At 46.2% G+C, this 22,184-nt stretch carries 16 protein-coding genes; 7 read left to right on the top strand and 9 right to left on the bottom strand.

The window, feature by feature from the left end; translation table 11 throughout:
* Positions 1 to 44: 44 nt before the first annotated feature.
* Positions 45 to 293: a YfhL family 4Fe-4S dicluster ferredoxin gene (locus tag B2P60_RS02250; protein WP_193006256.1), complete on the bottom strand. Its 249-nt coding sequence runs from the start codon at positions 291 to 293 to the stop codon at positions 45 to 47.
* 83 nt (positions 294 to 376) lie between these two features.
* Complete coding sequence (gene coaD, locus B2P60_RS02245; protein WP_193006255.1) at positions 377 to 886, bottom strand: pantetheine-phosphate adenylyltransferase; 510 nt, start codon at positions 884 to 886, stop codon at positions 377 to 379.
* 253 nt (positions 887 to 1,139) lie between these two features.
* On the opposite strand from coaD, the gene smpB reads away from it, so the two are divergent.
* Complete coding sequence (smpB, locus tag B2P60_RS02240) at positions 1,140 to 1,616, top strand: SsrA-binding protein SmpB (protein WP_193006254.1); 477 nt, start codon at positions 1,140 to 1,142, stop codon at positions 1,614 to 1,616.
* A gap of 91 nt (positions 1,617 to 1,707) precedes the next feature.
* On the opposite strand, the gene rarD is transcribed toward smpB, so the two are convergent.
* On the bottom strand, positions 1,708 to 2,721 hold the full coding sequence (gene rarD, locus B2P60_RS02235) for an EamA family transporter RarD (RefSeq protein WP_286739210.1): 1,014 nt from the start codon (positions 2,719 to 2,721) through the stop codon (positions 1,708 to 1,710).
* Between the two features lie 234 nt (positions 2,722 to 2,955).
* On the opposite strand from rarD, the gene B2P60_RS02230 reads away from it, so the two are divergent.
* The 4 genes from B2P60_RS02230 (at position 2,956) to B2P60_RS02215 (ending at position 7,734) form a co-directional block, all read left to right on the top strand.
* Positions 2,956 to 3,423 (top strand): Lrp/AsnC family transcriptional regulator, encoded by a 468-nt coding sequence (locus B2P60_RS02230; RefSeq protein WP_286739208.1) that lies wholly within the window; start codon positions 2,956 to 2,958, stop codon positions 3,421 to 3,423.
* Between the two features lie 231 nt (positions 3,424 to 3,654).
* Positions 3,655 to 6,099 carry a YgiQ family radical SAM protein gene (locus tag B2P60_RS02225; RefSeq protein ID WP_193006398.1) on the top strand — a complete coding sequence of 815 codons (2,445 nt, stop codon included), beginning with the start codon at positions 3,655 to 3,657 and terminating at the stop codon, positions 6,097 to 6,099.
* Between the two features lie 287 nt (positions 6,100 to 6,386).
* Positions 6,387 to 6,800: a hypothetical protein gene (locus B2P60_RS02220; protein WP_193006399.1), complete on the top strand. Its 414-nt coding sequence runs from the start codon at positions 6,387 to 6,389 to the stop codon at positions 6,798 to 6,800.
* Between the two features lie 370 nt (positions 6,801 to 7,170).
* On the top strand, positions 7,171 to 7,734 hold the full coding sequence (locus tag B2P60_RS02215) for a hypothetical protein (protein ID WP_286739205.1): 564 nt from the start codon (positions 7,171 to 7,173) through the stop codon (positions 7,732 to 7,734).
* Positions 7,735 to 7,831: 97 nt separating this feature from the next.
* Here B2P60_RS02215 and B2P60_RS02210 read toward each other — a convergent pair whose 3' ends face one another.
* The 6 genes from B2P60_RS02210 to B2P60_RS02185 form a co-directional block, all read right to left on the bottom strand.
* A complete protein-coding gene (locus B2P60_RS02210; protein ID WP_286739202.1) occupies positions 7,832 to 8,686 on the bottom strand; it encodes a MauE/DoxX family redox-associated membrane protein in 855 nt (284 codons plus the stop codon).
* A 184-nt stretch (positions 8,687 to 8,870) separates the two neighbouring features.
* A complete protein-coding gene (locus B2P60_RS02205) occupies positions 8,871 to 11,348 on the bottom strand; it encodes a tetratricopeptide repeat protein (RefSeq protein WP_286739200.1) in 2,478 nt (825 codons plus the stop codon).
* A 3-nt stretch (positions 11,349 to 11,351) separates the two neighbouring features.
* The gene (ligA, locus tag B2P60_RS02200) at positions 11,352 to 13,343 is read right to left on the bottom strand and encodes an NAD-dependent DNA ligase LigA (protein WP_414706618.1); all 1,992 of its coding nucleotides are present in this window, start codon (positions 13,341 to 13,343) and stop codon (positions 11,352 to 11,354) included.
* Between the two features lie 461 nt (positions 13,344 to 13,804).
* Positions 13,805 to 14,818: a cell division protein ZipA C-terminal FtsZ-binding domain-containing protein gene (locus B2P60_RS02195; protein WP_193006810.1), complete on the bottom strand. Its 1,014-nt coding sequence runs from the start codon at positions 14,816 to 14,818 to the stop codon at positions 13,805 to 13,807.
* 206 nt (positions 14,819 to 15,024) lie between these two features.
* Positions 15,025 to 18,972 (bottom strand): AAA family ATPase, encoded by a 3,948-nt coding sequence (locus B2P60_RS02190; RefSeq protein WP_286739192.1) that lies wholly within the window; start codon positions 18,970 to 18,972, stop codon positions 15,025 to 15,027.
* 80 nt (positions 18,973 to 19,052) lie between these two features.
* Complete coding sequence (locus B2P60_RS02185; protein WP_193006863.1) at positions 19,053 to 19,856, bottom strand: sulfite exporter TauE/SafE family protein; 804 nt, start codon at positions 19,854 to 19,856, stop codon at positions 19,053 to 19,055.
* A gap of 490 nt (positions 19,857 to 20,346) precedes the next feature.
* On the opposite strand from B2P60_RS02185, the gene B2P60_RS02180 reads away from it, so the two are divergent.
* Together B2P60_RS02180 and B2P60_RS02175 are read left to right on the top strand one after the other, a co-directional pair.
* Positions 20,347 to 21,303: a biotin--[acetyl-CoA-carboxylase] ligase gene (locus B2P60_RS02180; RefSeq protein ID WP_286739189.1), complete on the top strand. Its 957-nt coding sequence runs from the start codon at positions 20,347 to 20,349 to the stop codon at positions 21,301 to 21,303.
* Positions 21,304 to 21,388: 85 nt separating this feature from the next.
* Complete coding sequence (locus tag B2P60_RS02175; RefSeq protein WP_193006813.1) at positions 21,389 to 22,117, top strand: pantothenate kinase; 729 nt, start codon at positions 21,389 to 21,391, stop codon at positions 22,115 to 22,117.
* Positions 22,118 to 22,184: the final 67 nt, after the last annotated feature.

Raw genomic sequence — 22,184 nt, 5'->3', positions numbered from 1 at the left:
TGTATCGTGTTCAAAGTGAGTCAACTGTCTGTTTCTTTAGTAACTTATTGACCCGTAATGCGCTTGTATTTGGCAAGCAAATCACTCTCGGTTTCGACATGGTTTGGGTCATGAGGAATACAATCAACAGGACAAATCACCACACATTGCGGTTCATCAAAATGGCCCACACATTCGGTACACAGATCAGGGTCAATGACATAAATATCATCCCCTTCTGAGATTGCCTCATTGGGGCAAGCAGGCTCGCAGACATCGCAGTTGATACATTCATCAGTGATTAGTAGCGCCATAACTGGCTCCTTTTGTGTGTTACTCGTATCAGTCGCAACGGATAATTTTTAACGGTGGTCGTCAGTATAATCAGCACATAAACCTACTTCAGATTCAACTTTTCCACAAAGGCTTGCGAGACACAGGGAGGGACAAATTTATTAACATCCCCCCCCAGTTTGGCAATTTCACGAATCATGGTCGATGAGATAAATGAATAGTTCTGAGATGGCGTTAAAAAAACGGCTTCAAAGTTTTCATCAAGCTCACGATTCATATTGGCCAGCTGAAACTCATACTCAAAATCGGACATGGCGCGCAGACCGCGCAACACTGCCGTGGCCCCTTGCACACGCATAAAATCGACCAACAACCCTTCAAAACCCACGACCGATACTTGCGGCAAATCAGCAAATACTGTTTCGACTAAGGCGACGCGCTCCTCGAAACTAAACAAAGGCTTTTTGTGATGCCCTGAGGCCACTGCGATCACGACCTCGTCGAATAGCTTGGTGGCGCGTGTGACCAAGTCCACATGACCATTGGTAATGGGGTCAAAAGTACCAGGGTATAAAATTTTGGTGTGCAATTTTGAAGAAGTAGGAAGGCTCATAGCTTGGCTAATATGTTCGGTAATATTAGGCCATATGCTAGCAAATTTTGCTCAAACTTAATACTTATCTGCTACATTTGTCCTAACAGCTGAGTTACATTTTTGCCAGAGGCTTTGCTACAATAGTGGGTTCGACTCATCCGTCTTATCATCCCTTTATACGGCAATGCTATTTATGGGGTTAGGGTGAGGAATCAGTAGGACTAGTCAGATAAGGTGCCTGTATTTTTTGGGCCGTCCTTATGGAGAAATTATGTCAAAAAAATCAAAAAAGCCTGACAACCAAATTTGCGCCAACAAAAAAGCGCGTCACGAGTACTTCATTGAAGAAACGTTTGAGGCAGGGTTAGCGTTACAAGGCTGGGAAGTCAAAGCCATTCGCGCCGGTAAGATGACGATTACCGAAGCGTATGTCATCTTTCGTAATAATGAAGCTTTCTTATTTGGCGCGCATATCCAGCCGCTGCTATCTAGCTCAACGCATGTAAGCCCAGACAGCATTCGGACGCGTAAGTTACTGCTCAATCGCCGCGAAATTGAAAAGCTCTTCGGTGCCGTCAATCAAAAAGGCTACGCTTGCGTGCCCTTGTCTTGCTATTGGAAAAACTCACTCGTGAAATGCCAAATTGGCTTGGCACTGGGTAAGAAACAGCACGACAAACGTAAAACGCTCAAAGACCGTGATTGGGAGCGTGATAAGCAGCGCGGCTTTAAACAGCATTTGGGTTAAAGAACCTTTAAGTGTGCCATGAAAAAAGGACGATTCACCATTCATTTGAATCGTCCTTTTTTATTGCTAAATCGCTGTTACTCATAAGGCTTTACACCGTTTTAACCATTTTTCTCATGGGCATTCCTTTATGAGCACCGCACAATTGACGCACACCGTGAGCAATCAAACAGGCAATGCCCAGCCAGATCAACCTGTAACTATAAACCATCGCTGATTCAAACGGGTTGCCCAATACAGTTATTGCCAAGATAAATAACAGCGCTGGCTCTACATAACTCATCATACCGTAAACGTTCACTGGCAGCATCTGGCTGGCATCCACGTTGGTTTTCATGGCTAAGACACTGAGCACGCCCAATCCCATCAGCATCACAATAAAAAATCCTGACCCCGTTACTACCATCACACTGCTGGATGCAAAGAGGAATAAATAAGCCACGGCAAATGGCGCAAAAACCGTCAAATCAACCAGCAATCCAGTCACGGCACCGATGCCTTGTAGCCTACGGAGAATATAATAAATAGGATAGGTGCCACATACCCACAGTGTGGCCCAAGACACGCTTTGCGTGCGTACAATCTCACTACCTACTCCTAACGCTGCAAATGCGACGGCAAGCCACTGTAAACGGCTCAATTTTTCACCAAAAAAAACACAACCAAACACCACCATCATCAGTGGGAATAAAAAATAACCCATCGCCGTTTGCACGCCTTGACCATTGACGGGCGCCCACATAAACAACCAAAACTGGCTCAAGAATATCGGCGTAGGCAAAAGCAGCCACGCCCACTGCTTTACCGTGCGCAAGGCTCTTAACTTATCAACGTGTTGACCCAAGCCACCATTAATAAACAAGTAACCCATGAGCACGGCCCACATCGCCAGCATACGCCAGATGAACACATGCGTGCCTGACAAGGGCGCTAAAAAACTGCTATACGCGTAAAGCACGCCAAACAATACGTTTGACAATACCGCTAGGACCACGCCCAACATTAATGTGCGCTGCTGCGCGCTCCCCGTTGTCCAAATCGCTGGCAAAGGCAAGCGTGACATCGTGGTGGCATTAAATACGTTAGCTAGTGTTGAGTTGGACATATAAGCACCATAGTGTTGAGTGGCTATTAAAAATCAGTGGTTATTTTTTATAGCGACGCGTTGTTTGTTATGGTCTATTCTACTGAAGCGCTAAGATATAATTTCTCTATATATCATTAATATTGGTTAAAATTATTAAATTATCTTCTATAACTGAATTATTTATCATTTTTTAATTTATAGTGATAATGACTATCAACATATCTAATCAGCACGTTTCTTTGAGGGAAACCTATGAGCCAACATCTAGACGATATCGACAAAGCCATTTTAAATTTACTACAGGATGATGCGACTCTACCGCTAAAAGCCGTGGCAGAACGGGTTCATGTCTCTATCGCAACGGCTCAGCGCCGTATTCAAGCCCTGTTAAATAGTGGGGTCATTACCAAGCAAGTCGCAATCGTCGATCCCAATAAGGTCGGTTACGGGCTGACGGCAGTGGTCATGATCGAGATGGAGCGCTCCAATACGTCGATGCAACATCGGTTTGAGCGCTTAATGGATGCCCAATCGCAAGTGATGAGCTGTTATGAAGTATCGGGCGATTTTGATTTTATGTTGATGGTCAATGCCAAAAACATGAGCGATTATCATCAGTTCACCCGCAGCTTGTTAACGTATGAAAACAACGTACGCAATTTTAAAAGTCAGTTTGTGATGAACTTTACCAAGAGTGGTACAAAGATTGTGTTGGATTAGACGATGGTGTTGGATTAAACCTATCTACCAGATTTACTGTCACCGTCTTAGCACTCAAAAACCATAACCGTACTCTTGTAGATTATCTTACGCTATCAATAACTTATCCCTGCCTGAGTCGAATTCATGTTAAAATGAGCGCTTTTAAATTAGCCATCAATCCCAGCATTAACCCAATCGTTAATGTCGGCTATATTTTTAGTACATTTTTTCTAATCAACAGGTCCGCCCATGTCTGCCGATACCATTGCCCGCACCGCCTTTAAACAAGGCACCAAACCTCTTTATGATTACGACAAACATTGGGCGAGCTGCTACGAGCCTGCGCCTTATCTGCCCATGAGCCGCAAAGAGATGGACGATTTGGGCTGGGATGCCTGTGATGTCATCATCATCTCAGGCGATGCGTATGTCGATCACCCAAGCTTTGGCATGGCCATCATTGGTCGCCTACTAGAGTCGCAAGGCTTCCGCGTTGGTATCATTGCTCAGCCCGACTGGAAGAGCAAAGACGCTTTTATGGAGCTTGGCAAACCTGTCTATGCTTATGGCGTGACCGCGGGCAACATGGACAGTATGATCAACCGCTATACCGCTGATCGCAAGATTCGTAGCGATGATGCCTACTCTCCTGGCAACGTGGCCAATAAACGTCCTGATCGTGCAGCTATCGTCTACAGCCAGCGCTGCCGTGAAGCCTACCCTGATGTGCCCATTATCTTGGGCGGTATTGAGGGTAGCTTACGCCGTATTGCTCATTATGATTACTGGTCGGACAAAGTCCGTCGTAGTATCTTGATGGACGCCCGTGCTGATGTCTTGTTATATGGTAACGCTGAGCGTGCCATCGTCGATGTGGTACATGGCCTATCGAAGGGCTATACCTTTGAGCAAATGAGCAAACTGCGCGGTACTGCGTATCTGTTGACCCCGACACGCCGCCATTGGCAAGAAGATATGACCGAAGTCGCGAGCAATGATGTGGATACCGTTGGCCGCGTTGACCCAATTATCAACCCATATGTGATGACAGAAGACGTCGATCAATGCTCCATTGAGCAAGACAAGACAAGCGACTCACCGGTTGGGCAGTCGATGTCTGCGCAGTATCAGGGCTTTGTCGCAGAGCCTGTGACCAATAAAGTCATCAACGCTCATCAAGTGGACGAAGAGACGCAGGTGGTACAAATGCGCGGCTTTAATAAGCCGATGACCGCGCGTAAGCACAAACTTAAGATGCCGCCACGCGAGCAAACAGTGATCCGTCTACCTGACTACGAGCACGTCAAATCTGACCCTGTACTGTATGCGCATGCTAGCCGTATCTTGCATCTTGAGACCAATCCAGGGAACGCTCGTGCGCTCGTGCAACGTCACAGCAGCGGTGCTGGTAACTCACATACCTCCATCGATGTTTGGCTAAATCCACCACCGATTCCACTCTCGACAGAAGAGATGGATTATGTGTTTGACTTGCCTTATGCCCGCTTGCCGCATCCAAGTTATGGCGATGCGCGCATCCCTGCTTATGACATGATTAAATTTTCGGTCAATATCATGCGCGGCTGTTTTGGCGGTTGTACCTTCTGCTCGATCACTGAGCACGAAGGACGCATTATCCAAAACCGCTCAGAAGACTCAATCTTGCGTGAAGTGGAAGCGATTCGCGATACCGCGCCAAACTTTACTGGCGTGATCTCTGATCTTGGTGGCCCCACGGCCAATATGTACCGTCTAAACTGTAAAGACGAGACCATTGAAAAAAACTGCCGTAAGCCCTCTTGTGTCTATCCTGACGTCTGCGAAAACCTGATTACCGACCACAGTAATTTGACCAAGCTGTATCGCAAAGCGCGTGACATTAAGGGCGTGAAAAAGATCCTGATTGCCTCGGGTTTGCGTTACGATTTGGCGGTCAAAGATCCTGAATACGTCAAAGAATTGGTCAGCCATCACGTTGGCGGTTATCTAAAAATTGCGCCTGAACATTCAGAAGAAAACGTCTTATCAAAAATGATGAAACCTGGCATGGGCAGTTATGATAAATTCAAAGCCATGTTTGAGCAGTACAGCCAAGAGGCCGGTAAAGAGCAATATCTGATTCCTTACTTTATCGCCGCCCATCCGGGTACCAAAGATGAAGACATGATGAATCTCGCCCTTTGGCTCAAAAGCCACGGCTACCGCGCCGACCAAGTTCAGGCCTTCTATCCTAGTCCGATGGCGACGGCGACCACCATGTATCACACCCATAAAGACCCCCTACATAAAATCAGCCGTAGTGAAGGTGATATGGACATCGTCAAGTCTGGTAAGCAGCGTAAACTGCACAAAGCGTTTTTGCGCTATCATGATCCAAAAAACTGGGTCATGCTGCGTAAAGCGCTGCAAGACATGGGACGCAGTGACTTGATTGGTAAAAACCGTGGCTGCTTGATTCCACCTTTTAATGCCAGTTTGGAAGGCCGCGATGCCGCGCAAGACAGCTATCAATCAGCGCGCAAAAAGAACAGCCGCCTAGGCAATGACTCAGTGAAGCGTAGTAATAACTCTGCTACCAATAATGCGTCGAACAACACGGGCAAAAATACTGCGAGCAAAAATACCAAAAAGCGCGTGAGTAAAGGTAACTTTCAGACTCAGCACACAGGTCTACCACCGCGTAAAACCAAGTAGTAATAACGTCTGAATCTCGCTCCATAAAAAGCGCCTATCGGCTAACAACCGATAGGCGCTTTTTTATTTGCATGGGTTTATTTGCTCGCTTTATTATTCAAATTTAACTGTCTCCTAAAATACCTTAAATATAACGTTACATTACTCAGAGGTTAAGTAACTCAGCGAACACGTCACAAACAATTTCTAACATTCTCCAACAATCGTATTCGTTACTATATGCGCTATATGCTTAACGCATTGTTAAAAACAAATACACTATAATTTTGCTATCTTTGGAGAAAGCCATGAAGACGTTGTCGAAAATTGCGACCGCCTTACCTGCCCTTGCCCTACTAAGCGCTTGTGCAACTACCGCCCCTACGGCACCAAACGGATCAGACACACCTGCCTCAGAAAGCGTCACTGATGCCGCGTATGATCGTATGGCACCTGCCCCTTATACTTGTACTGACGACAGCAAAATCATGGCAAAACAATCCATCAATAAAAAACAAGTCATGCTAAACGCAACGTTACCTAAAGTGAAGTGGACAGAGCAGCCCATCATTTTAAACGGGGAAGTACAAGGTGATGTAGCAAGCTATGTCAACGATTCAAACCCAGAAGCGGTCTACGCATGGCACATGAAAGGTGACAAAGGCATCTTTGCCATCAAATGGGCGAATGGTAAAGAGTACCAAGTAAACTGCCAAATTTAGTAAACCAATCATCAGTAAACCAATAGTTGGTAAAGAAGCACCATCAATATAAAGCAGCCATCATAGAGTGGCTGTTTTTTTATGCGTGTTCATTAAAAACGTAGATAAGGAAAAGCTATGATAGGAAAGTACGTTTTTGCTAGGACGTATTCTCATTTTAAAAATGGTGTAGATAATATCGAAATATTAACCAACTATTTGCCGTTGTGTGGCAAAATTTAGCCATTTTTAGTCCATTTAGAGGACTATCGATTGAATTAAGGACACGCCCTAGAGGGCTTAACGCTTTTGCCTAGAGAAGTATAAAGAAACCTGTCAAAATAGAGCATATATGACACAGTTTACGACTGATAATACAGAGGATATATCGATGACTAAGCGCCTAATAACTATGATGATCATCACGACTGCCAGTGTGTGGGCGCTGACTGGTTGCGACAACAGTGCTGAGACTAATACTCAAACGCCTGAGATTGCTGAGCAAGCTGCTGAACCAGCCGTAACGACAGCAGAGCCTTCAACATCAACCTCAGCGTCACATACGGTGGACTGGTCGCTAGTCGCCAGTGGTGAAAAGCCTGCTGACCTTGCTAATTATCAGTATCCATTCGCGCTCGACAGCCAAAACGTCCGTGATTATGCAGAGTATTTCGATGTGAGCAACGCCACCGCGCAGCACAATCTGACGGTGAGCATGGCAAGTAATGAAGCACTGTCTAAAGCCTTGGATCAACTCAGTGACACCTACGTCTCACATGAGATAACCGATGGCGAAGACATGAAGCTTGTCATTCATACCACGCCTGATGTCGCTGCCAGTAGCTACGATTATGTGCTGTCCGATGACTTTGCCAAAGGATTGGTGCTACCGATTGAGATTAAACCTGACGGTAAAAAAAGCGAGGCGAAAGCGCATAGTGAAATGCAGGAGTAGCGAGTCTACCGATATGCAGTGATGCGTAGGCATATTAAGATAGGCATGATCATGTTACTTGGGGGCTGTATCCTACGCGAGCGATCACGCCCATTTATTATAGTAAAGCACGCACGAGCATGTAGCCGCCCATCCCAAACATCATGACATTTTCCGTTAAGGAGATAGCGCCTAACGGCACATTGCTATCGCCGCCGACGCACGCACATTTTAGCTCACGCTTATCGATATACACGGCTTTGATGACGGATACGCCACCGATTAAGCCGATGGTAAACGCGACTAGACCCGCAATAGGATTGAGCCAAGGTTGATCGGCAAGCATAGCAATCCCTGCAAACGCTTCTAAAAACGGATAGACATAGGCGTAACGTACCATGCGGCGCGCCAGCAAATCATAACCCAAAAACCCCGTCGTAAACCCTTCCAAATCCTCAAGCTTTTTAATCGCTAATACACACATAGATAGCGCGACAAACCACATGAGCGCTTGTATGGATAATACGCTGATTGAGAATGCCCAGCATAATGCCAAGGTCATGAGGGCAGTAACAGAAAATATGGCAATGATAGGCGCGTAGGTTTTATCATCCTCTTTTTTAGGCTCACTATTGCCTAAAAATACCTGCAAATCATCATTTCCGCCAATGCGCTGGCCATCAATAAAGGTCTGTGGCGTGGTCTTGACCCCAAGCGTTTCTTTAACCAATGTATTCTCATCTTGGGTGGTAATATGACGATCGATAATGTCATAGCCTGCATGCTTGAGCGCGTCTAATGACTTGAGGCCAAACGGGCATAAATGATCGGCCATCACCATACGAAAAATGATGGCGCGTTTGCCATCCCCACCGATATGCTCGCCTTGTAGCGTGTCGATGAGATGCTGTACTTTTTGGTTGTGGCTGGTGTCTATGGTGTCGGTATCAGATTTATTATTATTATCTGCCATAACGCGCTCCTTACGTTTTGCTTATTCGCTTTTTGCTAGTCATCTTGCTGATAACTTTAACTATTATCTTATAAGCATCGGTAAGGGTTATCTGAATCAGTCTTGTTAACTTTGTTAGGTTTAATGATAAGGTAAACTGTACTCTTAATTAAATATTATTGCCTGATTTTCCGTGCTTAGGCAACTATCGAAACACATTCCCTGATACCTCAACGGGTACATCAACACCTTTTAGAATATGGTCGAAGTATCGTTTGTGCTGAAGCGCAGCAGGAGCTATATAGATTTTATCGAGATGTTCTTTCACGCTAGGTTTATACTCGACATATAGAAAACTACCATACTCCATTGTCACTTCAGGCCTATCAACCGAAGTGATATAAATCATCCTACACTCTTGCTCCTCACGAAATGCTGAATGTTTGATGAGATATTTCAAAGGTAAGAGTATCTCGTCCAGTAATATGATTAATTCTTTATATATTGAGCTAGTAAGAGTGAGCTTTAGATTGCTAATTTCTGTTTCTACTTCTGTATAGATAGTCTTTAGGCTGTTATAAGCAGTTTCAAATTTGCTAGTTATTATTGCCATATAGTCTCTATAAAGACCCCACTCATATTCAGCTTGAGACTGCTCTGTACCATTTTTTATTATTCTTTTCTCGCCAAATTCACGAAAAAACGTTAAACGATTTCGTTGTGCTAAATGAAAATACTCTGATGTTGGGTCTAAATAAACGCATCTCATCACTGAATATTTGACTATCTCATTATCATCAGAGGCTTGCACCTTTATGTTATCTAGTTTCGTATCATTTATAGTTGAAGTATTTTTAATAATTTTTGAAGTGTTCTCAACCGATAAATGAGATAGTCCTCCTATAAAGTTCTGAGACTGGAAAAACTCTTTTTTAAAGACTAAGCTCATTCCAGAAGCTTCTTTGTTATCTTGCTTGCCATAAAGTCTAAACTGATTAAGACTATCATGATTGAAAGTGAAACAGCTTATAAAAGCGTGGAATTCTTCATTGAAATCTAATGCAGTAAAATTATTATCTTTTATACCTTTCAGCTTTCTGATAAGCAATTGACCCTCACTAGGATCATTAACATTATTAATTGTATTCAGTCTGAACAAGCTCGGAGTTGTTGCCTTTTGCTCGTTACCTAATAGCAAGTTGCAAGTATATGTCGACGTGTAATGAGCGAGCTTTCTCTCGAAAGGCTTTTCTTCATCAGAATACTTGCTAAAATCTAGAGTCAAAATATCAACTATATCTAATACTGTATTTAACAATTTCAGAGAGCTTAGACCAAAATCTTTTGTTTCAGGAACCTTTATTAGTTCGCAAATTTTTCTGTAGCAATATGCCTCATAGGGATAGGATGACTCAGCGTTAATAAATGCTTGTTCAGCCTCTTTGTATTTTTTTGATACGTGATCACGAATTAATAATAGTCCAGTCTGGTATTGAGCAAATGCGTATACTTGTGGATTATCTAAATAATTTATATTACTCCACCTATCGATCGCTTTCTCTATATTCCCATTTTTTTCAAAATCAGATCCAATCAACCATTGTGCTAAGGAATAAGCTACAGAACTATCTTGATGTTTAATTCTATGCAGTGCTTCTAGTGAACTTGTGTGATTTCCTACTTCATCTAATAAAGAACTAAGAATAAGCTCTGCATTAGCGTAGGTTTCGGGATCATCAGACCGCTCTATACTACATAGTGCTTTAAGCGCATCTCCATAACTATTTCTCTCTTTTAGTATTTTAGCAGTTACGTATTGAGCTTTTGCGTATACATTGGCACTATCTGCATGATTGATACTTTTCAGTATTGCTAAGGCAACTTCCTTATTATTATTCTTGTATAAAGTAACTCCTATGTTAAATTGAGCTTTGGCATACACTTCTGGGTCATCTAAATGTATAATTTTTTCCCATATTTCTATTGCTTTATTATTATCGCCTAGTTCTTGTAATATAGCCCCTATATTAAATTGTGCGTGAGCAAATGCTATTGCATCATCATCTCGTTTAACATTGTAGAATGCCTGCAATGCACCTTGATTGTCATGATTCCCCTTTAATATATTACCAATATTAATTTGTGTACTTGCGTATATTTCTGGACTATCTGAATGATTTACACTTTTCCAAGCTACTACAGCGCCTTCACTATCTTGTTGATCAATTAATACAAGTCCAATATTAAGTTTTGCCTTGGCATACAGATCCGGATGATCCAAATATTCTATATTACTCCAAGCTTCTATAGCTTCTCTATTATTACTTTTTTCTTTTAATGCAAATCCAGTATAAAACTGCGCATTTGCATAAGCTTCCTGATTATCCGAACGAGTTACATTACGCCATGACTTTAAAGCATTTTCGATATTTCCACACTCTCTAAAAGCTATTCCAATATTTACCTGTAATTTGACATACAGATCTGGATTGTCTGAACGCTTAACCTTAGACCAAACCTTTATAGCTTTTTCAGGTTTATTCTTTTTTATTAAGAGCTCTCCAATGGTAGCTTGAGCAGCTGCAAAACACCCTCCTCCATCTTTCTCACGCGTCACAGCCAGCAACTTCTCAACTTCTTTCCGAGTTGCTTCGTCCAGACCTTCCATGTCATCAATATTCATACCCTACTCCCCAACCATCGCCAAAAACTCATCCTCACCCACTATTTTTACACCAAGTTTTTCCGCTTTGGTTAGCTTAGAGCCAGCTTTATCCCCTGCCAGTAGCGCAGTCGTTTTGGCGGAGATGCTACCTGAGACTTTTGCGCCTAGCGCTTGTAGTTTGGCTTTGGCTTCATCACGCGCCATGCTATCGAGCGCACCCGTGATGACCCACGTTTGCCCATCGAGTGGCAGACCTTCTGAGGCGACCTGCTCAACCTTGTCCCAATGCACACCCGCCTCGCGTAATGCGTTGATGACCTCAATATTGTGCGGCGCGCGGAAGAACTTATAGGTCAGCTCGGCAGTGATTTCTCCGACATCGGGCGTTTTTATCAAGGTCTCAATACTAGCTGCCATGAGGCTATCTAAGTCGCCAAACTGCTGAGCAAAATTCTGTGCTGTGCCCTCACCAACACCGCGAATACCAAGCGCATAGATAAAGCGAGCCAGTGTCGTCTGCTTACTGGCTTCGATAGCATCGATGATGTTTTGAACCGATTTTTCACCCAATTTTTCAAAGTTAATCAGCTCGTCCTGATGATTGTGCAGCTGGTAAATATCTGCGACCGTTTTGACCAAACCATGCTCAAAAAAGCTAATCAGCCAGCTTGCGCCGAGCCCGTCGATATCCATGGCACGGCGTGAGACAAAATGAATGAGCGCCTCGGTCTGCTGGGCTGGGCAAAACAGACCGCCACTGCAGCGCGCCAGCGCTTCGTCTTCTGGCAGGACCACAGGCGAGTCGCAGACAGGGCAGGTCGATGGCAGTGTCACTGGCTCAGAATCCTCTGGACGCTGATCGTGCCAGACGCGCGTGACTTTGGGAATGACGTCTCCTGCCCGATGAACGCTGACCATATCGCCTGCACGCACGTCTAAACGCTGAATCTCACCAAAGTTATGCAAGGTGACATTGCTGACGGTGACGCCGCCCACTTTTACTGGCTCAAGCTTACCGACGGGTGTGATTTGTCCCGTTCGCCCCACTTGCCACTCGATATCGTTTAGACGCGTCATGACCGTTTCGGCAGGGAATTTATACGCAGTTGCCCAGCGTGGCTCCCGAGATAAAAAACCCAGCTGCTGCTGCAGTGCCAAATTATTGACCTTAATCACCATCCCATCGATTTCAAACGGCAGATCGCTACGCGCCTCAATCACAGACTCATAATAGGCTTGTGCCGCGCGTGGATTTTGTACCACTTCTACCGCGCTGACCGTAAAGCCAATGTCTGTTAACCATGCGAGCGCTGCTGATTGAGTATCGATACTCTCAGGTAGACCTTGATTGACCGAATAGCCATAAAATGCGAGTGGACGACTGGCAGCCACGCTTGGGTCTAGCTGACGTAGGCTCCCAGCGGCGGCATTGCGTGGATTGGCAAAGGTTTTACCCTCGCTCTCTTCGGCTAGTCGATTGAGACGATCAAAGCCTGCCTTTGGCATGAGCACTTCACCGCGCACTTCTAGCAGCTCGATATCAGCAGCAGCGGCTAACCATAAGGGCAGATTGCGAATGGTCTTGGCGTTTTGGGTGATGTCCTCCCCCGTTTGCCCATCACCGCGCGTGACCGCTTGCACCAACTTGCCATATTCGTATTTTAACGAGACCGCCAGACCGTCCAGCTTTAGCTCCATCTCATATTCAGGATTCTGTTGCGAGACGCTAAGACGGTCATTGACGCGGCGCATAAAATCACGCAGATCATCGTATTCAAAGACATTGCCTAGAGATAGCATCGGGATATCATGGGTGACTTGGGTAAAAGCAGACAGTGGCATATCGCCGACTTGATTGATCGGGCTATCAGGCTGCACCAAATCTGGATAGGCTTCTTCTAGCTCAAGTAAAGAGCAGCGCAATTGATCGTATTCGCTGTCTTCTAAGGTAGGATTGTCGAGCACATAATACGCATAATTATGCGTTTTAATCGCATCGATAAGTGCGCGCATTTGGATAACGATATCGTCGTGTGTGTCAGTGACATTAGAGGATTGCGCAGGTGTTTTTTGAGGGGTTTTACTTTGCGCAGCAGTCGGTAAGATAGGATCAGTCATAGTCGGCGTCTTTACGGTTCAAGATACCGATATGATAACAAGTTTGACAAATACTCGGATGAAATTTTATCAAAAACTACCGCTAATCCTAAATAAAATAAGGACACGCATTATCATGCGCTACTGGGATAAGTTTTTTTTGCTTACTGTGCCTTCGCCGGCAGAGGCTGCGCAAAACCTGTCCCAGTAGCCCTCTAATTATTTTATAGTGGATAAAGTGTCGTGTTATAAAATATATAAACCATAAAAAAGGCAAATAACGTCAATCGCTATTTGCCTTTGAGATATTTGAGATAACGGATAAGCACTTTTAAATGCTGGTTTGCTTGGCCTTTAAGCGCTTAGCCTTCAAGCGCTTAGCCTTCATAGTCGCGGACTTGGTTACGCAGCTGCTGCTTGTATTCAGGGGTGATTGGCTCGTTCTCTTCATCCAGCATAATGGCGTCCAAATCGCTTGCCATCATATAAGCAATGCTCATCATACTATCGAAACTGCGGACGGCTTGTGGATGCGGTAAGGATAAAAACACCACCACGCCATTATAAGTATTGGTCGCCACACTATGCGGATCAAACGGCGCAATACCACTGTCGGTGATGCCCATCATGCTAAACCATAGCATGCCTGTGCCGTCTTTTTGCTCATAGCGATGGAACATATTCATCGCCCCATAGCGCAGACCGTATTTATCAATCAATGCCAACAAATCACGGCCACGGATGACTGCTGCTGGGCGGTCACGATACTGGTGCGGCAAGATGGTGATGTTGATGTTGTCTTTGGCATGGATTAATGGGCCGTTTTGCGCGTCATCAACAGGCTCTGACAGATGCTGATCGAGTATCGGACTATTATTGTCAAAACTTGGCTCTTCTGCGGTATCAATCGATGGCATCAGACTGTCTGTCGCCGACACCAAGCTTGAAAACGCATCAGGCTCTTGCTCGATATGCATCTGCTCAGCGGCTTCTACAAACTCAGCATTATCGGTACGCTGCTGCTCATCTTGCCAGCGGGCATAGTCGGCATTTTCGTTGGTATGGCTATCCTCGCTCCCATCACCGCGTCCAGCCGTCAACTGCGCATCGACATTGGTGTGCGCTTGGGTCAAGGGTTCTTCTTCAACGACCGCATTCAAATAACTACGATCAGGGCCGATACTCGTCTCGCCGGCGACCGTATCATCCAAGTCTGGCTGGTCGACGATATTGCGCTCATGACGCGGTATGATGGGGATACCGTTTTTATCATAATTGACCGCTACCGCCTCAGCATCTTTACGGCGCTTAAAGCTACGAATGACCATAAACAGCCCTGCAAGCACGATAAATGCGGCAATGGCGATCAATATAAACTGAATAGCGGTCATGAGAAACACATCCTAATATATGACAAAAGGGAATACACCAGAGGGAATAAATGGCAATAGTCTAGCATGGCTAATTCATATCGTCACCATATAGTCATCGTTTATCGTCAGCCCGACACACTTGCGTGATATGACAACCTCAGTCCTAACTATACCATTAGCACGGGCTGTCAGTGATCAATTATTTGTGCGATTCAGCCATGCCCTTAATCAGCAAGGTAACGTGCCGCCTCATCAAGTGACACACTGACCAAAGTCGACACACCGGCGCTTGGCATGGTGATGCCCTTTAGCTCATCAGCAATTTGCATCGTCAACTTATTGTGACTGATAAAGATAAACTGCAAGTCATCTGCTAACTCGTGAATTAAACTGGTAAAGCGGGCAACGTTGGCGTCATCAAGTGGGGCATCGACTTCATCAAGCACACAAAATGGGGCAGGATGCTGCTTAAATATCGCAAAGATAAGGCTCAGTGCCGTCAGCGTTTTTTCACCGCCCGATAACACAGCAAGGCGACTGTTACGTTTGCCTTTTGGCTGTGCCATCAAGGTAAGGCCTGCCCGCCACTGCTCAGATTTATGTTGATCAGCGGGTATATGAGCTGGCATATCATCCGTGTTTAAGGTCAAACTTGCTTGCCCGCCACCAAAAACTTTGGCAAATAAACTGGCAAGCTCATTATTGACGGCAGCGAGCGTCTGCATAAACAATGTCTTAGTGGTTTCATCAATCGACGCAATCGCCTGCGTCAAGGTGCCTATACTCGCCGCAATGTCTGCTGTCTGCTGCGCCAATGGCTCTAAACGCTCATTGACTTCCGCCAATTCTGCCACTGCCGCCAGATTGACCGCGCCAATTTTGCCCAATTGCTGCTCAAGCTTTTTGTGTTCCCTCTCAAGCTCAGCGATTTTATCTGGGCGTACGCGGCGATCATGCGCGATAAAATCCGCCAGTAGATTTGAGACACTGGTTTGTTGCTGCGGCGGCTGTCGTAAGTTTGACGGCGCTTTATACTTGTCACTTGCACGATAGTAAGCAGCTAAGGCATCATGCGTCTGGCTGCTGGCGTCATCCAAACGTGCCGCGCTTAGTGCCAGCTCAGTGGCATGATGGGCGAGCTCACTTTGCTGATCTTGTAGCGTCTGTTGTAGCGTATCTAGCGCGGTCTGCTGCTGAGTATAGTTTTGCTTAAGTACCGTCAGCGCGGTCTCACGCTCTGTTAGTAGGGCTTGCTGCGTATCGCGTGCTGTCTGTGCGTCTTGCAATGCCACTTGTAGTGCTGGCAGTTTATTTTGCTGCTGCTCATAACTTGCCTTTAGCCGCTGCTCGCTTTGTAGTGACTTATCCTGCTGCTGAGTGGCCCGCTCAAGGCTGCTCATGATATGTTCTAGACGCATCTCGCTTTGTTGAATACGAAGCTGCAAGGCTTGCCAAGCGTCGTCATCTGCTTGACGCGCGCGGGTAAGCTCACTGCGCTCGGCTTGCAACTGCTGGCTTCTCGCCCGTGCATCCGCTATTTTTGGCGTCAGCGCTGCTGTCTCATTGTGAATGTGCTGCTGCTCATGATGAAGCGTTTGCTGCTCTTGCACCAGTTCTTGTTGCTCTTGTTCAAGTGCGGCTTTATCAGTATTTAGACGGTGGTTATCGGCTTGCAAGCGCTCAGCATTAGCGCGCTGCGTGGTAAGTTGCTGCTGGTATCGATGCTTGTCACGGATGAGTTGCTCAGATTGCGCGCGCGTTTCCTCGACATTGACCGTTACCGCATTATGGTCGCGCTGACTGTCAGCGATGGCTTTTTTCTGATCTTGTATGGTCGTTTCAATCTCATCAAGCGCTTCTTCTAACGCTTGCAAACGGGTGCGCTGCTGCAAGCGCTGCGTGAGGAACTGATTACCGCTGTCATTTTGACCATCTTGCGCACCAGCAAAATTACTGAGGTTCAGCGTGCCCTGACGACTCAGCAGCCAACCATCAGTGCTTAGCAAAATGGCGGAGGCTGGTAGGTTTTTTAAGACTTCCACAAGCGCGTCTAGATTTTGTTCGTCATTTATATCAGCCGATGCCACATACAAATAACACTGCTGCCAAAGCGCCAACGCGGGCTGCGAAATCAGCTCGGATAAAGGCCATACCTTATCAGCCACGGTATCGGACAAAGGCTGGATAAACGGGTCTACGCTACCCTCACTTTGCTCAACAGATAACCATAAACTATGCCCTGTCTCTATGGCCGACGTATCTTGTTTATTGGTACTTTGATTTTGCCCAGTTTGATACGTCAATACCTCTGTGACATGAGGCGCAAGCGCTTGCCATAAGCTAGATACTTTTTGCGACTCTTCATGACTGTTATCCGCGATTGCTTGAGGGTTTTGATTGGCGGCCAGCACGTGGCTGTCTAACCACAGCGCCAATACGCTATCGAGTAGTGGTGCGTACTCTCGCCCTCTTGCGCTTAACTCAATCTGCTCACGCAATGTGGTCACAGCTAATTTATTATAGTCGCTGACCGCATTATTTTTTGAATCAGTCGTTAAAGCAGCAGTTTTTTGCTGAGCGTTTGAGGTTGGTTTGGGATGCAGTATCCGATGCAGGGTCTCATACTCACCTGCCAATAACGCATGACGTTTTTCATGCTCACCCAGCTCGCGCTGCTGCGTTATTAGGCTTTGCTGAAGATGGTGTGCTTGCGGCTGTAATTCCGACAACCGCTCATCGACGCTGTCTTGTTGCCGTTCAATCTGCTGTAGTTGTGTATTTAGCGCGTCAACTTGCGTCTTTAGTGTCTGAGACAAAGCGTGCGTATCTGTATTTTCTGGTACATCGTTATTATCAGAAGGCGATAGTGACTGTTGTAATTGCTGCCACAGATGTTGCCAGTTTTGCTGGCGGCGCTGCCATTTATCATAATTTTGCTGATAGCGCTTTTGCGATTGGGCATTAATCGCTTGCTGCTGCTCAAGCGTACGAGCGTTATCCTGCAAACGCGATAGCTGGTTTTGTGCTTCATGCCACGCGCGTTGTAACGGTTGCTCATTGCGTTTATGCGACTCACGTTTGCAGCTCAGCTCAGTCAGCTGCGGACGCAACTCATTTAGTATGTTCTGCTGCTTGGTTTGCTGCGCCTTTAACTGATTCATGTCAGTGACTGCTTGCTCACGCTGCTCATCTAGGCTGGCTAATTGCTGCTCAACGGCTGTCAGCTGTGAGGTTGCATCGCTCAGCTTGTGCTCAGCTTGTTGATGGCTTAGCTGCTGCTGATAATGCGCACTTTGCGCCTCGTCTTTTAGCCATTGCTCTTGGTTGATGTGAGCGGCAAGCTTATCTTGCTTGGCTTTTAAACTCTCATAGCTGGCTTGTAAGGTGGCGACCTCGGCCGCGCTACGCTCGTGGGCTGCTTTTTGCTGCTGCTGAGCGTGTTTGGCTTGATACAACTGTTGAATGGCGAGCTGCTGCTGAATATCAGCAAGCGTTAAGGCCAGCTCTTCATAGCGCTGCGCACTGGCGGCTTGCTTAGACAGTGTCTTTTGTTGGCGTACCAATTCGCTTTGCATGTCATGCAGACGGGCCAGATTTTCTTGGGTTTTCTCAAGCTTTTTTTGGGTTTCTTCACGGCGCGCTTGATAGCGCGACACCCCAGCCGCCTCTTCAATAAATTCACGCAGCTGCATGGGGCTGGACTCTACAATACGCCCAATCATGCCTTGCTCAATGACGGCATAACTGCGGGCGCCAAGTCCCGTACCCAAGAACACGTCAACCACATCACGACGGCGGCAGCGCGTGCCATTGATAAAGTAATCCGAGCGCCCCTCTAAATTTACCTGACGGCGAACGGATAGCTCTTGATAGAGATTAAACTCATGACGAATGCCTGTCTGCTCATCTTGCGTATGCTCAAAAGTCAGCTCGACACTGGCGACACTTTTGGCCGCTTTGTCCTGCGTCCCAGCAAAGATGACATCACTCATCGCCCCGCCACGTAACTGTTTGGCGGAGGTCTCACCCAGCACCCAGCGAATGGCATCAATGACGTTGGATTTGCCGCAGCCGTTTGGCCCGACAATGGCGGTAATGCCATGACGAAAGGTAAAGGTCGTTGGATTGGCAAAGGATTTAAAGCCTGCCAGCTTTAGAGATTTTAGGCGCATGAAGGATCAGTAAACTTAGCAAAAACAGGCGGCTATTCTACCTGAAATGAGGATGGGTTTTTAGGGTTTGTCTGCGTCAATTAAATCACTCCAATCGCGCTTAATAACAACTGTCCCCCTGCAAATAATAACAGCACCCCAAATGCACGCTTAAGCATAAGGGCCGGCAATACATGGGCAAGCTTGGCACCAACTTTTGCCATCGCAAAGCTAGCCACTGAAATGCACAAAAATCCCGTGACATGCACAAACCCTATCGTGCCCTCAGGCAGATTGACCACGTCTTGGCCAAACCATGCAAACCCTGCCGCGCCAGCCAGCGCAATCGGTAGACCGCACGCCGCAGACGTACCAACCGATTGTTTCATCGGTAGTCCTGCCCAGTTCAAAAACGGTACGGTCAAACTACCACCGCCAATCCCAAAGATAGACGATGCCATGCCAATGCCCGTACCCGCACCAAACTGTACGCCAGTAGAGGGTAAGGGTTTACCCAACTGCTCTTTGTTAGAAAAAAACAGCATCTTTAAAGCGACCAGTAATGCGCCAACACCGATGATGGCCTGCAACGCCTTGCCATCAATCATATCCGCGATACCAGCGCCGACCAGACTACCGATGACCAAGCCCAGCGCCATTTTTCGCCATACTTCCCAGCGCACACCGCCGCGCTTATTATGAGCAGTGAGTGAGCTGATCGAGGTCACAACGATGGTCGCAAGGGAGGTGCCAATGGCCAAATGCGTCACTACTTCTGGCGAAAAATCGTAAGCAGTGAAAATCCAGACCAGTGCTGGTACGATAATCATACCGCCGCCCACGCCAAATAAGCCCGCGCTGACACCCGCAAATGCCCCTGCAATTACAAACCACACATATAACATCATTGAATCAGCCTTTTATCACGCTTGTTTTTTATGATACTGGTATTTTAGAAACCACTTACCTACAGTCGATTGACCTTAAAAAGGATACAGCGCTACTGACAACGCTACTAGTAGAACTCTTCTGTATCATCGAACCACGTTTGCGAACGGCAAGCCATAAAATCATATCAGTAGCACATGACTATGCACGACTTTTTTATTTTAAGCTAAAGATCTTGTGGCGCTCGATTGAATTTGCCAAAACATAATCTGACCTTTATGCTGTCTGTTTTATACTGTTTACTAGTGGCCATTTTTTAGTGGTGATCTTTTTAGTGATGACCGCCTATCAAATAGTGACGGTTTATTATGATGGCTACTCAGTATATCAAAGATTCCCCATGCGACATTAACCACATCGACGAAACTTATGCTGCCACCTGACCATTTATCTGACTATACATCCGATTCCATATCCGATTTCGAGGTATCTGACTCTGAGTCATTCGTGCTGGACCACTTACCTGAGCTCAACCACCGCCACCTTGCCAGTAGCAGATCAACCAACAGCGAGCTGATAGCAGACGTGCAAGATGGCACGCTAAACCCTGCCAAGATGCATCTATTAACCGCAGAAACCCAAAGCTCAGGTCGTGGACAACACGGGCGCTCATGGCAGTCACCGCGCGGCAATGTCTATCTGTCGTTATATCATCCAGTGCACATGCCAGTGAGTGGTTTATTGTCCTTAATTATTGGGGTTGAGCTGGCCAGAATGCCCGTCATCCAGACCTTAAATGAGCAGTTGCAAGCACAAGGTCTGACGCCAATTGGAGTGAAATGGGCAAATGACTTGGGTTTTTACCAGCCGCAAAATCAGACCAAAAACCCAGAACAAACTGGGCTGGATAGCTCAGTAGTGGATAGTGCGGCTTTACATCAGCAAACGTTGCCCTTTCACAAACTGGCTGGCATTTTGATAGAGCCAGTGACACAAGCGGGTAAATTGGTGGGCGTCGTGATGGGCATTGGCTTAAACGTACAGACCGCCCCCAAGCTAACAGCACAAACTGCTGAGGGCATGAGTTATCAAGCGATTAGCCTGCAGGATATTTGTGAGACGCTAAAACTCGATGCCCATACTGTGAGACTACCAAGCCTAAAAACGCTGTACCAGCAAATGAGCAAAGCGTTGATGGCAGCGATGACACGCTTTGAGCATCTAGGGCTGGAGAGGCCAACCGGTCATACCTATTATTTGGACAGCTTTTTAAAGCAGTTTGCCACGATGGATGCGTTGGCAGATCTACGCTTACGCGTCACCCAAGATTACAACAATCAAGAACAAATCGTGATGGGCGATGCTTGCGGTGTCGATACAAACGGATGTTTGCAATTACGCCAAGATAACGGTAAGATTTCTGCGCTTTTTACCGGACGCATCGACGTTATTCATCAGGTTTAAACCGCTTATTTAACGAGCAACCACCGTGAGGCAAGTATCAGCTTAGTGTGTTGATCACAGGCTTACTGGATATAAAGGGAATTTTATGCTCTGGCTTGATCTTGGAAATACCCGCCTTAAATACTGGCTTACCGATGATATCGGGCAGATAGTCGCGCATGATGCCAAGCAACATCTGCAAGCACCTGCCGAATTATTGATGGGTCTGACCGACCGCTTTGAGCGTTATGCACCCGACTTTATTGGGATTTCATCCGTCCTAGGTGACGATCTCAATGTTAAGGTCTCAGACACCTTAAGCCGTCTAAATATCCCGTTTGATTTTGTGCATGTCAATGCAGCGCACCCGCTTATGAATAGCGCCTACAATGACCAGCAGCTCGGCTGTGATCGCTGGCTACAAATGCTAGGGGCGGTCGATAAGAAAAAACGTCAATGTGTGATTGGCTGCGGTACAGCCGTAACGATTGATTTGATCGATCATGCCGAGCATTTGGGCGGTTATATTTTCCCCAGTATTTATCTGCAACGTGAGTCCCTGTTCTCTGGCACCAAGCAAATCACCATCTCTAACGGGTCTTTTGATAGCGTCGGTCAAGGAGTGACCACCCAAGATGCGGTACATCGCGGGATATTATTGTCGATTGTTGGCGCGATCAATGAGATTAGTCATCGACACCCTAACTTTGAAATGATTATGACGGGCGGCGATGCGGCCATTATTGCCCAACACGTCAACCGCCCTGTGCACCTGCGTGATGACTTATTATTAAACGGCTTGGCGCGTTATTTCGACCACAGCAAACAGCCGTAACTTTTTATGAACCTTGTGAAATCAGCATAAAAAAGCAGTACGTTTTAGGTGTACTGCTTTTTTGGTT

This window comes from Psychrobacter sp. UBA3068 (assembly GCF_002366815.1).
Lineage (GTDB): Bacteria > Pseudomonadota > Gammaproteobacteria > Pseudomonadales > Moraxellaceae > Psychrobacter > Psychrobacter namhaensis.
Note: the sequence above shows the minus strand (reverse complement) of the source record. Positions and strands in the feature narration are given on the sequence as shown.

What these genes read in the sequence shown, in the direction of transcription:
- B2P60_RS02250 (WP_193006256.1), bottom strand. Translation starts at nt 293, where the DNA reads ATGGCGCTACTAATCACTGATGAATGTATCAACTGCGATGTCTGCGAG.
- coaD (WP_193006255.1), bottom strand. Translation starts at nt 886, where the DNA reads ATGAGCCTTCCTACTTCTTCAAAATTGCACACCAAAATTTTATACCCT.
- smpB (WP_193006254.1), top strand. Translation starts at nt 1,140, where the DNA reads ATGTCAAAAAAATCAAAAAAGCCTGACAACCAAATTTGCGCCAACAAA.
- rarD (WP_286739210.1), bottom strand. Translation starts at nt 2,721, where the DNA reads ATGTCCAACTCAACACTAGCTAACGTATTTAATGCCACCACGATGTCA.
- B2P60_RS02230 (WP_286739208.1), top strand. Translation starts at nt 2,956, where the DNA reads ATGAGCCAACATCTAGACGATATCGACAAAGCCATTTTAAATTTACTA.
- B2P60_RS02225 (WP_193006398.1), top strand. Translation starts at nt 3,655, where the DNA reads ATGTCTGCCGATACCATTGCCCGCACCGCCTTTAAACAAGGCACCAAA.
- B2P60_RS02220 (WP_193006399.1), top strand. Translation starts at nt 6,387, where the DNA reads ATGAAGACGTTGTCGAAAATTGCGACCGCCTTACCTGCCCTTGCCCTA.
- B2P60_RS02215 (WP_286739205.1), top strand. Translation starts at nt 7,171, where the DNA reads ATGACTAAGCGCCTAATAACTATGATGATCATCACGACTGCCAGTGTG.
- B2P60_RS02210 (WP_286739202.1), bottom strand. Translation starts at nt 8,686, where the DNA reads ATGGCAGATAATAATAATAAATCTGATACCGACACCATAGACACCAGC.
- B2P60_RS02205 (WP_286739200.1), bottom strand. Translation starts at nt 11,348, where the DNA reads ATGAATATTGATGACATGGAAGGTCTGGACGAAGCAACTCGGAAAGAA.
- ligA (WP_414706618.1), bottom strand. Translation starts at nt 13,343, where the DNA reads ATGCGCGCACTTATCGATGCGATTAAAACGCATAATTATGCGTATTAT.
- B2P60_RS02195 (WP_193006810.1), bottom strand. Translation starts at nt 14,818, where the DNA reads ATGACCGCTATTCAGTTTATATTGATCGCCATTGCCGCATTTATCGTG.
- B2P60_RS02190 (WP_286739192.1), bottom strand. Translation starts at nt 18,972, where the DNA reads ATGCGCCTAAAATCTCTAAAGCTGGCAGGCTTTAAATCCTTTGCCAAT.
- B2P60_RS02185 (WP_193006863.1), bottom strand. Translation starts at nt 19,856, where the DNA reads ATGTTATATGTGTGGTTTGTAATTGCAGGGGCATTTGCGGGTGTCAGC.
- B2P60_RS02175 (WP_193006813.1), top strand. Translation starts at nt 21,389, where the DNA reads ATGCTCTGGCTTGATCTTGGAAATACCCGCCTTAAATACTGGCTTACC.